Origin of the sequence: Kribbella sp. NPDC056345, assembly GCF_042262745.1 — a bacterium.
Taxonomy (GTDB): Bacteria; Actinomycetota; Actinomycetes; order Propionibacteriales; family Kribbellaceae; genus Kribbella.
On the sequence record NZ_JBHJQQ010000004.1, the window covers coordinates 79,237 to 94,140 of the forward strand.

The 14,904-nt window shown below is 68.3% G+C and carries 15 protein-coding genes; 13 read left to right on the forward strand and 2 right to left on the reverse strand.

Translation table 11 applies throughout. The features are described 5' to 3' along the window. The first annotated feature begins 147 nt into the window (after positions 1-147). The 11 genes from ftsH (at position 148) to ACFCV3_RS15210 (ending at position 8,996) form a co-directional block, all read left to right on the forward strand. On the forward strand, positions 148-2,190 hold the full coding sequence (gene ftsH, locus ACFCV3_RS15160; RefSeq protein ID WP_376031339.1) for an ATP-dependent zinc metalloprotease FtsH: 2,043 nt from the start codon (positions 148-150) through the stop codon (positions 2,188-2,190). A 63-nt stretch (positions 2,191-2,253) separates the two neighbouring features. Continuing rightward, complete coding sequence (folE, locus tag ACFCV3_RS15165) at positions 2,254-2,826, forward strand: GTP cyclohydrolase I FolE (RefSeq protein ID WP_376030478.1); 573 nt, start codon at positions 2,254-2,256, stop codon at positions 2,824-2,826. A 140-nt stretch (positions 2,827-2,966) separates the two neighbouring features. Further along, a complete protein-coding gene (locus ACFCV3_RS15170) occupies positions 2,967-4,121 on the forward strand; it encodes a S1 family peptidase (protein WP_376030480.1) in 1,155 nt (384 codons plus the stop codon). Between the two features lie 97 nt (positions 4,122-4,218). Then, entirely contained in the window at positions 4,219-5,016 is a 798-nt protein-coding gene (gene folP, locus ACFCV3_RS15175) for a dihydropteroate synthase (protein WP_376031341.1), read from the forward strand. After that, on the forward strand, positions 5,013-5,486 hold the full coding sequence (locus ACFCV3_RS15180; protein WP_376030482.1) for a nuclear transport factor 2 family protein: 474 nt from the start codon (positions 5,013-5,015) through the stop codon (positions 5,484-5,486). The genes folP and ACFCV3_RS15180 overlap by 4 nt, the downstream gene beginning before the upstream one ends. Next, positions 5,483-5,893 carry a dihydroneopterin aldolase gene (folB, locus tag ACFCV3_RS15185; RefSeq protein ID WP_376030483.1) on the forward strand — a complete coding sequence of 137 codons (411 nt, stop codon included), beginning with the start codon at positions 5,483-5,485 and terminating at the stop codon, positions 5,891-5,893. The genes ACFCV3_RS15180 and folB overlap by 4 nt, the downstream gene beginning before the upstream one ends. Continuing rightward, entirely contained in the window at positions 5,890-6,447 is a 558-nt protein-coding gene (gene folK, locus ACFCV3_RS15190) for a 2-amino-4-hydroxy-6-hydroxymethyldihydropteridine diphosphokinase (protein ID WP_344149967.1), read from the forward strand. Before folB ends, folK begins: the two co-directional genes overlap by 4 nt. Beyond that, positions 6,447-6,968 (forward strand): DUF3180 domain-containing protein, encoded by a 522-nt coding sequence (locus ACFCV3_RS15195; RefSeq protein WP_376030485.1) that lies wholly within the window; start codon positions 6,447-6,449, stop codon positions 6,966-6,968. Before folK ends, ACFCV3_RS15195 begins: the two co-directional genes overlap by 1 nt. An 11-nt stretch (positions 6,969-6,979) precedes the next feature. Next, positions 6,980-7,420 (forward strand): hypothetical protein, encoded by a 441-nt coding sequence (locus tag ACFCV3_RS15200; RefSeq protein WP_376030487.1) that lies wholly within the window; start codon positions 6,980-6,982, stop codon positions 7,418-7,420. 42 nt (positions 7,421-7,462) lie between these two features. Continuing rightward, a complete protein-coding gene (locus tag ACFCV3_RS15205; protein ID WP_376030488.1) occupies positions 7,463-8,245 on the forward strand; it encodes an inositol monophosphatase family protein in 783 nt (260 codons plus the stop codon). A 1-nt stretch (position 8,246) separates the two neighbouring features. Further along, a complete protein-coding gene (locus tag ACFCV3_RS15210) occupies positions 8,247-8,996 on the forward strand; it encodes an NADPH-dependent F420 reductase (protein WP_376031343.1) in 750 nt (249 codons plus the stop codon). 1 nt (position 8,997) lies between these two features. Here the strand turns inward: ACFCV3_RS15210 and ACFCV3_RS15215 are convergent, their stop codons facing one another. Then, entirely contained in the window at positions 8,998-10,197 is a 1,200-nt protein-coding gene (locus ACFCV3_RS15215) for an NADH-quinone oxidoreductase subunit D (protein WP_376030490.1), read from the reverse strand. Positions 10,198-10,223: 26 nt separating this feature from the next. Here ACFCV3_RS15215 and ACFCV3_RS15220 point away from each other — a divergent pair, with 26 nt between their 5' ends. Together ACFCV3_RS15220 and ACFCV3_RS15225 are read left to right on the forward strand one after the other, a co-directional pair. Continuing rightward, entirely contained in the window at positions 10,224-10,712 is a 489-nt protein-coding gene (locus ACFCV3_RS15220) for a PH domain-containing protein (protein WP_376030492.1), read from the forward strand. Next, positions 10,709-12,064, forward strand: coding sequence for a PH domain-containing protein (locus tag ACFCV3_RS15225; RefSeq protein WP_376030494.1), 1,356 nt, complete (start codon positions 10,709-10,711; stop codon positions 12,062-12,064). Before ACFCV3_RS15220 ends, ACFCV3_RS15225 begins: the two co-directional genes overlap by 4 nt. On the opposite strand, the gene ACFCV3_RS15230 is transcribed toward ACFCV3_RS15225, so the two are convergent. Further along, complete coding sequence (locus ACFCV3_RS15230; protein WP_376030495.1) at positions 12,061-14,895, reverse strand: BTAD domain-containing putative transcriptional regulator; 2,835 nt, start codon at positions 14,893-14,895, stop codon at positions 12,061-12,063. The genes ACFCV3_RS15225 and ACFCV3_RS15230 overlap by 4 nt on opposite strands. Between the last annotated feature and the right edge of the window lie 9 nt (positions 14,896-14,904).

The following is a 14,904-nucleotide window of genomic DNA, read 5'->3' on the forward strand; positions in this document are numbered from 1 at the left end:
GACAGCCTGTACAACAGGTCGTACCGTCTATCGGTGACCCTCGTGGTCGGCCACCTTGCCCGGCACGAGACACTTGGACTGGTAGTACCGTCTCAAGCCCGCGAAACCCGGGCCTGCCGAGCTAGGAGGGACGGGGCGTAGGCCTCGATCATGGACGTGAAGCGCATCTTCCGCGGACCCCTGTTCTGGATCATCCTCGCCTTCCTGGGCGTGCTGGTGATCGGACAGCTCCTGACCGGCTCGTCCGGCTACAAGACCCAGCCGACCGGTGAGGTCGTCAAGGTGATCAAGCAGGCCACCGACGCCCCGGCCGGCGAGAAGGTGATCAAGACCGTCACGCTGGTCGACCCGAACCAGGAGATCCGGCTCGAGAAGGCCGACGGCACCAAGATCCGGGCGTTCTGGGTCGACGGCCAGGCGAACTCGCTGGGCGCGTCGCTGCAGGACCTCTACCAGAACGGCAAGGTCGAGAAGTACAACGTCGAGAACCCGAAGCCGAGCTTCATCGGCCAGGTGTTCCAGACGCTGATCCCGTTCCTGCTGATCGCCGTGGTCTTCATCTTCCTGATGAACTCGATGCAGGGCGGTGGCTCGCGGGTGATGAGCTTCGCCAAGTCGAAGGCCAAGCTGATCACCAAGGACACCCCGAAGACCACGTTCGCCGACGTGGCCGGCTGTGACGAGGCGATCGAGGAGCTCGGCGAGATCAAGGAGTTCCTCCAGGAGCCCGGCAAGTTCCAGGCCGTCGGCGCCAAGATCCCCAAGGGTGTGCTGCTCTACGGCCAGCCCGGTACCGGTAAGACCCTGCTGGCCCGTGCGGTCGCCGGTGAGGCCGGGGTGCCGTTCTACTCGATCTCCGGTTCGGACTTCGTCGAGATGTTCGTCGGTGTCGGTGCCTCCCGGGTCCGCGACCTGTTCGAGCAGGCCAAGACCAACGCGCCCGCGATCGTCTTCATCGACGAGATCGACGCCGTCGGCCGGCACCGCGGCGCCGGTATGGGCGGTGGCCACGACGAGCGCGAGCAGACGCTGAACCAGCTGCTGGTCGAGATGGACGGTTTCGACGTCCGTGGCGGAGTGATCCTGATCGCGGCCACCAACCGGCCCGACGTGCTCGACCCGGCCCTGCTGCGGCCCGGCCGCTTCGACCGGCAGATCGCCGTCGACGCGCCGGACCTGCCGGGCCGTGAGCAGATCCTGAAGGTGCACTCCCGGGGCAAGCCGATGTCGCAGGACGTCGACCTGCGGGCAGTGGCCCGCCGGACGCCGGGCTTCACCGGTGCCGACCTGGCCAACGTGCTGAACGAGGCAGCCCTGCTGACCGCCCGCTCGAACATGCAGGTGATCGACAGCAAGGCGCTGGACGAGGCGATCGACCGCGTGATCGCGGGCCCGCAACGTCGTACCCGCTTGATGTCGGACAAGGAGAAGGTGCTCACCGCGTACCACGAGGGTGGACACGCCCTGGTCGCCGCGGCGCTGCCGCACTCCGACCCGGTGCACAAGGTGACGATCCTGCCGCGTGGCCGCGCACTGGGTTACACGATGGTGCTGCCGGACGAGGACAAGTACTCGACCACCCGGTCGGAGATGCTCGACAAGCTGGCCTACATGCTCGGTGGCCGTGCCGCCGAGGAGATGGTCTTCCACGACCCGACCACCGGCGCCAGCAACGACATCGAGAAGGCGTCGGCGCTGGCCCGCGCGATGGTCACGCAGTACGGCATGACCGAGCGGCTGGGCGCGATCAAGTTCGGCTCGGACGGCAGTGAACCGTTCCTGGGCCGCGACTTCGGCAGCCAGCGCAACTACTCCGAGGAGATCGCGGCCGCGGTCGACGAAGAGGTCGGCAAGCTGATCCTGAACGCGCACCAGGAGGCCTTCGACATCCTGGTCGAGAACCGCGTGGTGCTGGACCACCTGGTCGAGGAGCTCCTGGAGAAGGAGACCCTGGACAAGGGCCAGATCGCCGAGATCTTCGGCCCGATCGTGAAGAAGGAACGCCGGCCGGCCTGGACCGGGTCCGCGACCCGGATCCCGTCCGACCAGCCCCCGGTGATGCCCCTGCCGACCGCCCAGCAGAACGGCTCGCTGTCCGACGTCATCCCCGGTGGTTCGGTCGGTCCGGACGAGGCGGCGAACCCGCCGAACTACGGTGGCGGCCCGACCCCGCCGTTGCCGAGCGAGTGATCTAGCACTCCCCGAAGCCCCGCCATCCATCAGGTTGGCGGGGCTTCTGCTTACGCTGGCGCAATGACCTCACCGAACTTCGACCACGCGCGGGCCGAACGCGCCGTACGGGAGCTGCTGTTCGCGATCGGCGAGGACCCGGACCGCGACGGGCTGCGGGAGACCCCGGCCCGGGTGGCGCGCTCGTACGCCGAGATCACCGCCGGGCTCGGTCAGCGGGCCGAGGACGTGCTCAGTACGACGTTCGAGCTCGAACACGACGAGATGGTCCTGGTGAAGGACATCGAGGTCTGGAGCGTCTGTGAGCACCACCTGGTGCCGTTCACCGGTGTCGCCCACGTCGGCTACATCCCGAACCGCGACGGCCGGATCACCGGCCTGTCCAAACTCGCCCGCCTGGTCGACGTCTACGCCAAACGCCCCCAGGTCCAGGAACGCCTCACCACCCAGATCGCCGAATCCCTGGTCGAACTCCTCGAACCCCGCGGCGTCATCGTCGTGATCGAGTGCGAACACCTCTGCATGACCATGCGCGGCGTCCGCAAGGCCGGCGCCAAAACCATCACCTCCGCCGTCCGCGGCCAGCTCCGCAACCCCGTCACCCGAGCCGAAGCCATGAGCCTCATCGTCGGCTGAAACTTGTTCGTAGCCCGGGAGAGACCTGAGTCGTTGGGATTGTGAGCTGGTAGCTGTGGACATTCCGTGGCAGAACGTTTACTTTCCGTAAGGGCGTTCGATCGACGGGGAACGGGCGCCGGCGGTGAGGAGGACAAGGAATGTCGGGGCGTTACCGGGTCGGCGCCGCACTCGCCGGCGCAGCTGTACTGACTGCCGCTGGACTGGTGGCGGCGAACTGGGCCACCGCGGATGACGCCAAGCGTCAGGTGGTGGACGGGCCGCGGGTGGAGCCGACGAAGCTGGTCGGGCCGGCCGCGAAATCTTCGGTGACGGCCGACGCGCTGGAGACCCAGCTCGGGTCGCGGGCGATCGGTAGTTACTACGACCGCACGGGTGCGCTGGTGGTCGCGGTGTCGGATGCGGCGTCGGCCGAGCTGGTCCGGGCTGCTGGTGCGGTTCCGAAGCTGGTGCGCTTCACCGCCTCCGAGCTGAACTCCGTGCAGGCCGAGCTGAACCGGCTGGCCGTGAAGTCGCGGCCCGGCAAGGTGCGCTCCTGGTACGTCGATCCGATCAGCGGCACGGTCGTGGTGAGTGTCCCGAAGGGGGCGCGCGATGTGCTCACCGAGCGGTTCCTGGAGCGGGCCAAGCGGCACGGCGAGCAGGTCACGGTGCGGACGGTCTACGGCCACGTGACCCCGACGGCTGACGACTTCAGCCTGCGCGGCGGCCTCCAGGTCGACAAGAACACCGGCTATGTCTGCTCACTCGGCTTCAACGCCCGCAGCAGCAAGGGCACCCGGGTCTTCCTGACCGCCGGCCACTGCACCAACGGCAAACCGTCGTTCTCGCGCAACGGCTACATCCTCGGCAACACGGTCACCTCGAGCTTCCCGGACAACGACTTCGGCAGTGTCGACGTGATCGAAGGCTGGGACCAGCAGGGGTACGTCGAGGGCTGGGGTTCCGGCAGTGTCGCGGTGTACGGGACGGCGAGTCCCACGGTCGGATCCGAGCTGTGCAAGTCGGGCAAGAGCACCGGGTGGACCTGCGGCCGGATCGTGGCCAACAACGTGACGGTGAACTACGGCAACAACCGGATCGTCCGCGGCCTGTTCCAGCACACCGCCTGTGTCGAGTCCGGTGACTCCGGCGGTGCCAACATGACCGGCCACTACGCCCAGGGCATCACCAGCGGCGCGGCGCTGATCGACGGCAAGTGCCTGGACAAGTCGAACCGGCCCAACGAGTCCTACTCGCAGCCGATCGAAGAAGCCCTCCGCGGCACCCAGACAAGCCTCGTCCTAGGTAGCTGATTCGAGGGGTGTCGGTGCCGCCCACTACGGTGGGCGGGTGGGAATCGGTTCGTGGGGTCACGTGGACGGGCTACCGGTGCTGGACCGGAGTCTCGTCATGGGTGTCGTGAACGTGACACCGGACTCGTTCTCCGACGGTGGTGAGTGGTTCGAGCCCGCTGCCGCGATCAAGCACGGCCGCGAGTTGCTCGCCGAGGGTGCCGACCTGCTCGACGTCGGTGGTGAGTCGACCCGGCCGGGAGCCGTGCGGCCGTCGCAGGCGGAGGAGATCCGCCGCGTGCTGCCGGTGATCGAGGCGTTGGCCGCCGAGGGTGCGCTGATCTCGGTCGACACCATGCGCTCCGAGGTCGCCGCGCTGGCACTCTCCGCGGGCGCCACGATGATCAACGACGTATCCGCCGGCCAGTCCGATCCGGACATGCTCGCGCTGGTGGCCGAGCGCCGTACTCCGTATGTCGCGATGCACTGGCGTGGTCATTCGATCGACATGCAGAACAAGGCCGAGTACGGCGATGTCGTGGCCGAGGTGATCGCGGAGCTGGCCGAGCGGCTCGAGGTGATCCGCGCCGCCGGGGTGGACCTGAAGCGGGTCGCCCTCGACCCCGGGCTCGGTTTCGCCAAGAACGCGGACCACAACTGGGAGATCCTGCGGCGGCTGCCGGAATTCGCCGTACTGGGCCGGCCGTTGCTGATCGGTGCGTCCCGCAAGACGTTCCTCGGTAGGCTGCTCGCCGATGAGGAGACCGGTGCACTACGGCCGGCTGTACGACGAGACGACGCGAGCCTGGCTGTGAACGTCCTGGCCGCTGCCGCAGGAGCCTGGTGTGTCCGGGCCCATGTGGTGGCGCCCACCGCGGACGCGGTCCGAGTGGCGAAGAGATGGGGAACCGTATGACGGACGGATCCGGGAACCCCCGGCCGAGCGAAGGCGCCCGCGGGACGACCGTCGAGGACGTCGTGCTGAACGCCAACACCGCGTTCTACAACGCGTTCGAGGCCGGCGACCTGGATCTGATGGCGGCCGTCTGGCTGCCGGAACCGGACCCGGTCTGTATCCACCCGGGCAACGCCGCCATCTACGGGTACTCCGAGATGATGCGGGCCTGGGCGATGATCTTCGCGAACACGCCGTACATCCAGTTCTTCCTCACCGACGTCCAGGTGCGGGTGGATGAAGACGTGGCATACGTCACGTGTACGGAGAATGTCCTGTCCTCGGGGGACGGTGCTCCGGAAGAGGGTTTCGCGGGTGGCAAGGCGCTGGCGACCAATGTCTTCCGCAGAACTTCCACCGGCTGGCGGTTGTGGATCCACCATGCCTCCCCGGTACTGTCGTCTGGGGGTCAACAGGAGGAGGCGCCGTGACCGAGCGGAGCGAGGTTACACAACACAGCGTCCTCCCTTCTGATGTGATCGAGATCCGTGGCATTCGCGGCTTCGGGCGCCACGGGGTGTTCGATCACGAGCGGGCCGACGGGCAGGAGTTCGTCGTGGACGTCCGGCTGGAGCTGGACACCCGTCCCGCCGCGGCCTCCGACGACCTGGCCGACACCGTGAACTACGGCGTGGTCGCCGAGCAGGTGCACCGGGCGATCGAGAACGATCCGGTGGACCTGATCGAGACCCTCGCCCAGCGCATCGCCGACCTGTGTCTCGCCGACCGGCGGGTGACAGCGACCGCGGTGACCATCCACAAACCCTCGGCGCCGATCTCGGTGCCGTTCGACGACGTTGTCCTGACCGTGCAGCGCAGAGCCGGAGATTCCTCGTGACCGAGACCCCAAGTCCTTACGTCATCGACGCGGACACCCTGAGCGGTGGCCTCAAGCCGATTCGCCAGGTGATCCTGTCGCTCGGCAGTAATCTCGGCGACCGTGAGGCGAACCTGCAGGGCGCGATCGACGCGCTGCGGGACACCCCGGACGTCGTCGTGGTCGACGTCTCGCCGGTCTACGAGACCCAGCCGATCGGCGGGCCGGACGAGTCCGGCCCCTATCTGAACGTCGTCCTGCTGGCGGACTCGACCCTGTCGGTCGAGCTGCTGCTGGACCGCGCGCACGCGATCGAGCAGGCCTTCGGCCGGGAGCGCAGTGTGAAGGGCGCGCCGCGGACGCTGGACGTCGATCTGATCACCTACGGCAAGAAGACGATCGAGTCCGAGGAGCTGACCATCCCGCACCCGCGGGCGCACGAGCGCGCGTTCGTACTGGCACCGTGGCTGGACATCGAGCCGGACGCCGTCCTGCTCGGGCACGGCCCGGTCGCGGAGTTGCTGGAGAAGGTCGGCACCGAAGGTGTGACCAAGCTCGATCTCGAGCTCCAGTAGTGGCCTCCGGCGGTCCCGAGTCCGGCCGCGCTCCTGGTTCCGGTCAGGAGCCACGGCGTCCGGGCTCGGTCCGGCCGACCTCTCGGCGGCTGCTGGCGGCGATCGCCGTACTCGGGGCCGCGGTCGGCTTCACCATGATCAGGGCGATCGAGGCCGGCGACGGTGTTGCGCCGAACATCTCCTGGCTGACGCTGGTCGCCTGGGCGTTCCTGGCCGCGCTGCTGTTCGCCGCGGCTCGCAACACCCAGCAGCGGGTTCAGGTACGGCGCGAGCGGGTCGAACCGCAGCGGGCCGTGTTCCTGTTGCTGATCGGGAAGGCCAGTGCGTTCGTCGGCGCGTTGTGCACCGGTGTGTACGCAGGGTTCGCGTTATCCTTCCTGCGAGGCGTGAGCGCCTCGGGACCTCGTAACAGAGTGATCATGGCCGGCCTCGCCGCTGTGATCTCGGTGCTGGTCGTCACGGCCGGATTGTTGCTGGAACGTGCGTGTCGTATTCCCGAGGACCCCGACGAGACCGCCTAACATGACGGTCCATGGGGTCAAGGGGTAGCCGCCGTCGAACCAGGACCACCGTTCTCACCGTCGCCAACGCTCTGTTGATCGTTGTGTGCCTCGGTGTCAGCGTTGCGCTGTTCACTCAGAACACCTGGATTCTCCGCGCTGCAGCGATTGCTGCGGTTGCGGTGGCGATCGCTGCCTCGGTGCTGTTCCGCCATCAGTTGCTGGTCGAGCGCCTGGCCCACGCCGACGAGCGGGTGCAGGTCGCGCAGGAGTACTCGCGGATCACCAGTGCCCGCGTCGTCGAGAACGCGGAGTTCGTCGATCTGATGCAGCGCCGCCTGGACAAGATCGATGCGCGGCTGGACAAGATCGACGAGGAGGTCGCCACGGTCGTTGCCGCCGGCGACAAACACTCCCAGGCCGACGCGCCCACCGTGGTGGATCTCAAGCTGCGCGGTCTCGCCGCTTCCTGATCGTCGGCAAGCGCTTGCCTGGCGTCAGGTAGGTTGGGGGGCGTGGATCTCGCTCAGCTGCTGAAAGTCGCCCAGGCTGCCGTCGACCAAGGACGGACAGTGACGGACACCCGGGGACCGGGGACGCTCACGTTCAAGAGTGACCGGGACATGGCCTCCGAGGTCGACTATGCGGTCGAGCGGAAGGTCCGGGAGTTCCTGGAGCGCGAGGCGCCGCAGATCGGTATCGAGGGCGAGGAGGAGGGTGGCCCGACCGAGGGCACCCGCTGGGTCCTGGATCCGATCGACGGGACGGTCAACTTCGTCCACGGGATGCCGTTGTGGGCGATCTCGCTCGGCCTGATTGTCGACGACCGCGCTGTCCTCGGAGTGATCGACCACCCGGCGCTCGGCACCCGGTACGCCGCCGCCGAGGGACTGGGCGCGACCTGCAACGGGAAGGCCATCCAGGGCAGCGGGTGTACGAAACTGCGCGAGTCACTGATCGCGATGGGCGACTACGCGATCAGCGAGGACGCGGCCGAGATCAACCCGAAGCGGATGGAGCTGCACAGCCTGCTGGTCCCGCGCGTGCAGCGGCTGCGCCAGATCGGTACGGCGGCGGCCGCGCTGACCTTTACTGCCAACGGCTTCTTCGACGCGACGATCATGTACTCGAACAAGCCGTGGGACACGATGGCCGGCGTCTCGATCTGCCGGGAAGCCGGTCTGCAGGTCCTCGACCTCGACGGCAGCCAGCACTCCCCGGCCTCCCGCGGCACCTTCGCGGTCGCTCCGGCACTCGCCGGTGAGCTCACCGAACTGATCGTCCAGGCCGGCGTCTGAAATACCTTCGGCACTTCGTGGGTTGTCCTTGGGTATGACGACCCTTGGGATCATCGGAAGTGGAAACATCGGGACCGTGCTGGCGAAGCTCGCGGTCGCGGCAGGTATAGACGTCGTACTGGCCAACTCGCGCGGCCCGGAGAGCCTGCGGGACAAGGCCGCCGAGCTGGGTGTGCGGGCCGGTACGGCGGTTGAGGCCGCCGAGGCGGGGGATGTCGTCGTAGTGACGATCCCCCTCGGCCGGTACGCCGAAGTCCCGGTCGAGCCGCTGGCCGGCAAGATCGTGATCGACACCATGAACTACTACCCGAGCCGCGACGGCCGGATCGACGAGCTCGACAACGAGACCGTCAACACCGCCGACCTGCTCCGGCGGCACCTGCCGGAGTCCCGGACGGTGAAGGTGTTCAACAACATCACGTCGGTCAACCTGCTCAACCTGGCCCGGCCCGCCGGTGCCGACGACCGCAGTGCACTCCCGCTCACAGGTGACGACGCGGAAGCGCGGAAGGTAGTCGTCGAGCTGCTGGACAAGCTGGGCTGGGACGCGGTCGATGCAGGACCGCTGAGCGAGAGCTGGCGGCACGAGCGGGAGACGGCCGTGTACGTCGATCCCTACGTCTCCGAAGGCAGTTCGCTGGAGCGGATCATCGGCGGGTACGACGACCCCGGCAAGCCCGCCCCCGCCGCCGACATCGAGAAGCTGATCGCCACCGCCCACCGCCCACCCGTCAAGGACCTGCAGTTCTGACCTATTTGTCGATGTCGCCGACGACGAAGAACATGCTGCCGAGGATGGCGATCATGTCCGGGATCATGGTGCCGGGCAGGAGTGCCGGTAGTGCGGAGATGTTGTTGAAGCTGGCGGAGCGGAGTTTGAGGCGCCACGGCGTCTTGTCGCCGCGGGACACCAGGTAGTAGCCGTTGATGCCGAGCGGGCTCTCGGTCCAGGCGTAGGTCTGGCCCTCGGGGACCTTGAGGATCTTGGGCAGCCGGACGTTGACCGGGCCGGCCGGCATCGACGAGAGCTTGTCGAGACATGCGTCGACCAGGTCGAGGGAGACCTTGACCTGCTCGAGCAGCACCCAGAAACGGGCGAAGCAGTCGCCGTCGGGGCGGGTGACGACCCGGAGCACGTCCTGGAGGTCGCCGTACGCGAGGTAGGGCTCGTCGCGGCGCAGGTCCGCGTCAACCCCGGAGGCCCGGGCGATCGGGCCGGACACGCCGTACTGGGCGACGAGCTCGGGGGAGAGCTTGCCGACGCCGACGGTGCGGGCGCGGAAGATCTCGTTGCCGAGGATCAGGTTCTCGATGTCCGGCAGCCGCTTGCGGACCGCGGCTGAGGCGGCGGCGGTGCGGCCGAGCCAGCCGTGCGGCAGGTCTTCCTTGAGGCCGCCGACCCGGTTGAACATGTAGTGCATCCGGCCGCCGGACAGCTCCTCCAGCACGCCCTGGATGGTCTCCCGCTCACGGAACGCGTAGAAGACCGGCGTGATCGCGCCCAGCTCCAGCGGGTACGAGCCGAGGAACATCAGGTGGTTCAGGACCCGGTTCAGTTCGGCGAGCAGGGTCCGCAGCCAGACCGCGCGGACCGGCACCTCCAGGCCCATCATCCGCTCGACTGCGATCACGACGCCGAGCTCGTTGGCGAACGCGGACAGCCAGTCGTGCCGGTTCGCGAGCACGATGATCTGCCGGTAGTCGCGGACCTCGAACAGCTTCTCCGCGCCGCGGTGCATGTAGCCGACGATCGGCTCGCACCCGGCGATCCGCTCGCCGTCCAGCGTCAGCCGCAGCCGCAGTACGCCGTGCGTCGCCGGGTGCTGTGGACCGATGTTGAGCACCATGTCGGTGGTCGGCAGCTGGGAGCCGTCGCCGGTCCCACCCCGCTCGAACGCAGGGTCGAATCCGGCAGCTCCCGCGCCGACACCAACCACCTTCTCGATACTCATAACCCCTATCGTGACAGGCTGGGTACGTGGACGACCTCTTTGCACCCTCCGATGTCAGCTGGACGCCGGTGTCACCGCAGCTCGCGTCGGTCCGGCGAGTCAGTGCGGCGATCACGGCCGCAGTGTTCGGGATCGCGGTGCTGCTCGCCTTCGGACTGACCCTTGGCTGGCTGTACGGCGTACTCGGGCTGGTCGTGATCGCGGCCGTGTTCGTCTGGTCGTGGGTGCTGATCGGCCGTAACCAGCGCTCGTGGAAGTACGCCGAGCGCGAGGACGAGCTGATGGTCAGCCACGGGATCCTGTTCCGCGAACTGATCGTGGTGCCCTACGGCCGGATGCAGTTCGTGGACGTGGCCGCCGGGCCGCTGGAGCGCGCGTTCGGGATCGCCACGGTCGAGCTGCACACGGCCACGCCGGCGACCGACGCCAAGATCCCCGGGCTGCACCCGGATGAGGCCGCCCGGCTGCGGGACCGGCTGTCCGCGCTCGGCCAGGCACAGGCGTGGGGCCTGTGACCGAGCCCGCGCCCGTCCCACCGGCCCAGCCACCAGTGGTGGAGCAGATGGGTGCGCGGCTGCACCCCCTGACACCGTTCGTGAAGGGCTGGGGGTACTTCGTCGTCGCAGCGTTCGCACTGGTCAACAACGAGGGTCTGCGCAGCAATCTGGAGGTCGCGGGGATCGGACTGGCCGGCGTACTGGTCGGTGGCATCCTGCTCGGCGCACTGTCCTGGTGGTTCACCAAGTGGCAGCTGACCGACGATGCGATCCGGGTGGACAGCGGCTTCCTGTTCCGGCGGACCAGGATCATCCGGTTCGACCGCATCCAGGCGATCGACGTGGCGCAGCCGTTCGTAGCCCGCCTGTTCGGCATGGCCGAGCTGCGCATGGACGTGGCCGGCGGTGGCAAGAGCGACGGCAAGCTGAGCTACTTCAAGTACGCCGAAGCCGGCCAGCTGCGCACCATCCTGCTGGTCCGCGCCAAGGGCGAGCAGGTAGCTCAGCAGCAGGACCAGGAACAGCAGAACGAGGCACCCCCGCTGCTGGTCGTTCCGACCAACCGCCTGCTCGGTGCGACCCTGCTGTCGTCCACAGTCCTCGGTAGCGCGGCCGCACTGATCTGGCTGATCGTCGCGACCATGGTGCTCGACTTCCACATCGGTCTGTTCGCCGGTCTGCCGCTGCTGCTCGGTGTGGTCCAGCCGATCTGGAAGCAGGTCGTCGGCAACCACGGCTTCACGCTGTCCCAGACCGACCATGGCCTGCGCACCAAGCGCGGCCTCTTCGACGTGCAACGTCAGACCATCCCACCGGGCCGTGTTCAGGGCCTGCTGATCACCGAGCCACTCATCTGGCGCCTCCTGGGCTGGTCCCGCGTGGAGTTGGACATCGCAGGTGTCGCGGGCGGCCAGGAGGACGGCGAAAGCGGGAACGAGGGTGCACAGTTGCTCCCCGTCGGCGAGCGTGGCGAAGTAGCCGCAGTACTGGCCCGCGTGCTCCCCGGCTTCAACCTCGATGCAATCGACCTCCAACGCGCCCCCGAGCGCGCCAAATGGCTCCGCCCGATCGGCTGGCGCTACCTGGCCTACGGCGCCGACGAGCAGGTCTTCGTGACCACCGCCGGCTGGATCAGCCGACGTACCTCGATAGTCCTGCACCACAAGACCCAGTCCGTCCGCCTGGCCCAAGGCCCCATCCAGCGCCGCCTCAACCTGGCCAACGTGCACATCGACACCCCCCAAGGCCCCACCAACGCCGTAGCCCTCCACCGCTCCGCCGAAGAAGCAGCCTGGCTGACCCAAGCCCAAGCCCACCAGGCCCGCCAAGCCAGACAAGCCATCGAAAGCACCCGCCCCGACCAGTCCTAGAGGTCCGCTCCGGCGATGCCTGCCAGAAGAGTTGTGTGGTTGAACAGGCTGCATGCCTCTGGCCAGGAGAGGGCCTGGCCCTGGCGGACGGACTCGGCGAACTGGGGGTCGGCTGCCACCGTGTCCAGCAGTCCGGCAACGGAGCCACCGAGTAGTCGGTAGCGTGCCGGGTCGATGCCCAGCCGGTCGCTGTGGCGACGGATAGCGGCGTACAGGCGGACGGATTGGTCGGCCGGGACCAGGGCCGCGAGGGCGAGCGCACCGGCGTACATGGCGAGCACCTGGTCGGCGTTGCTGACCTGGTCGCGAAAGATCCTGGCGCCGGCGACGGCCCAGCGGACGGCGTCGGTCGGTCGTTCGGTGGCCAGACTGGCCAAGGCAAGGAAGATCGCGCTGGTACCGCTGCCCCAGAGATAGCCGCACTCGGCACAGCGTTCGTTGGCTTCGAGGAACAGGTCGATGCCATCGTCGATCCGGCCCTTGAGCAGGTGGCTCGCCGCATCCAGGAGTAGGACGACGCAATGGATCCAGTCCGCGGTCCGTTCGTCGGCGATTGCCAGCCGCAGGTGCTCGATGACCCGATCGGCGAGGTTTGTGTCACCGCACTCGATGGCGGCAGTGCCCAGGTTGGCGAGCGCCTTGTGCTGCAGGAGGCGGGTCGCCGGTGCCGAGCCCGTCAGCATGTCGAGACAGGTCTCGATCTGCTGCTGTGCCGCGCGTGGGTCGCCGGCATGCAGGCTTCCGATGCCGAGTGCGAGCACTCCGGCCGCCCGATCCGCCACGGGCGCGTCCGGAGCAGCGTCCAGGGCGGCCTGGACCAGGCGAACGCCCTCGGCCCGGGCGCCGATGTTCATCCAGGCCCAGTCCATCGCTGCCGCGGTGCGGAGTGCTGCCACGGGTGCGTGGGTCAGGTCGTGGGTGATCGCCGCGGTGAGGTTGGCTCGCTCCAGCTCCAGTCCGCGGTTCACCTCGGCAGCACGCGGACCGACCAGCTCCAGATCGCGGCCCACGACGTACGTCCGCGCCCACCGCGCATGTGCCTCGAGCGTGGCGGCGGGCTCGGGGTCCAGCTCGCGACAGTGCCGTCTGATGGTCTCGAGCATCCGGTAGCGGGTGGAACCGCTGCTGCGATCCGCCGTGATGACCGAGCGGCCTACCAGTCCGGCCAGCGTCGACAGTGTCGGACCTGGCCGGCCCTGCACGGACTCTGCGGCCTGCCAGTCGAAACCACCTTCGAACGGCCAGAGCCGGAGGAGAAACGTGCGCTCGGCGTCGTCGAGCTGTTCGATGCTCCACTGGATCGCCGCAGCCAGTGAGCGGTGCGGTGAGGTCGAACCACGCGGTGTCGAGCCCAGTACGTCGACTCGGTCGTGCAGCCGGTCGGCAAGCTCCGGCAACCCGAACGCGCGCTCCCGGGCCGCGGCGAGCTCGATGGCCAGCGGCAGCCCGTCGAGCGACGTACAGATCCGGCGGGCCGAGTCATGGTCGGCGGGGGTCGGCACCCAGCCGGCCCTCGCTGCGGTGGCCCGGTCGAGCAGCAGCCGTACGGCGGGACCGTCGGAACCGTCGGTGTCGAGAACCGACAGCGGGCCGACCGGCAGGACGTGTTCACCGTCGACCTCCAACGCCTCTCGGCTCGTCGCCAGGATGCGCAGCTCGGGACAGACCGCCAGCAGCGCCAGGGCAAGCTCAGCCACACCGGCGACGATGTGCTCGCAGTTGTCGAGCAGGAGCAGATACGGCCGGCCCTCCAGCGCACGTCGGATCGCTGTCACCGGCTCGTCGCTGCGTCGGCTCGCACCCAACGCAGCAGCCACCGATGTCGCCACTGTCTCGGCTACCTGGATGTCAGCGAGCCGGACCGGTCGTACGTCGAGTTCGCCGGGCTGAGCGGCGTACTCCAGCGCGAGACGTGTCTTCCCAACTCCAGCCGGACCGACCAGCGTGACCAGGCGCTCCCGGGCAACCAGGTCGCTCAGTACGGCGAGATCTGTGCCGCGGCCGATCAGCGGGGAACTGGGCCGGCTCAGCGCGGTGGCCGGGAGAACGGGGGCACGCCGGCTGGATCCGCCGTGTGCAGCTGGTGCCTCGATCAGAAGCAGTTGCGCGTCGTGGGCGAGCATGCGGCGCTCGAGCTCTCGCAGCGCCGGGCCTGGTTCGATTCCGAGCTCGTCGATCAGTAGCGCGCGGACTCGGCGCAGCTCGGCCAGCGCTTGGGCCTGGCGGCCGGAGCGGTACAACCCGAGGGCCAGCAGCTCCCAGCGGCGTTCGCGGAACGGCGCCTCCGCGACAGCCTCGGTCAGCAAGGTCACGGCCTCGGTGGTAGAGCCGATGGCGAGCCGCGCCGCCGCCAGCTCCTCCACGGCGAGCTGCTGCCACTCGATCAGCCGTGAGCGTCCCCCGGCGGCGCTCACGGACTCAGCCAGCTCGGGCCACGGCTCGCCACGCCAGAGGTCGAGGGCGGCCAGCAAGGTGCTGATCCGCTCACCGGACACCTGCTGGGCCAGTGCCTGCTCGACCAACTCGGTGAAGGCAGCGTGGTCGGTACGGCCTGCTGTCAGCGCATAGCCGCTGGGCGTGCGGTCGATGTACCGATGCCCTGCCGGTCCGAGAGCTGCGCGCAGTCGAGAGACGACCACCCGCAGAGAGTTGGGCACTGCGGCTGGAAGGTTGTCGCCCCAGACCTGTTCGGCCAGCAGGTCATCTGGGACCGGAGCGCCGTCGGCGCAGGCCAGTGCGGCCAGGAGCCGGTGTGGCACCCGTCCACCGACATCGACGGTCAGACCGTCCAGTTCGACCACGAGTGGCCCCAGGTCGCGGCATAGCAGCACCTGGTCAGC

Bases quoted from the DNA above. Each gene is read 5' to 3' on its own strand.
- folE (WP_376030478.1), top strand. From the start codon at position 2,254: ATGACCTCACCGAACTTCGACCACGCGCGGGCCGAACGCGCCGTACGG.
- ACFCV3_RS15170 (WP_376030480.1), top strand. From the start codon at position 2,967: ATGTCGGGGCGTTACCGGGTCGGCGCCGCACTCGCCGGCGCAGCTGTA.
- folP (WP_376031341.1), top strand. From the start codon at position 4,219: ATGGGTGTCGTGAACGTGACACCGGACTCGTTCTCCGACGGTGGTGAG.
- ACFCV3_RS15180 (WP_376030482.1), top strand. From the start codon at position 5,013: ATGACGGACGGATCCGGGAACCCCCGGCCGAGCGAAGGCGCCCGCGGG.
- ACFCV3_RS15200 (WP_376030487.1), top strand. From the start codon at position 6,980: ATGGGGTCAAGGGGTAGCCGCCGTCGAACCAGGACCACCGTTCTCACC.
- ACFCV3_RS15215 (WP_376030490.1), bottom strand. From the start codon at position 10,197: ATGAGTATCGAGAAGGTGGTTGGTGTCGGCGCGGGAGCTGCCGGATTC.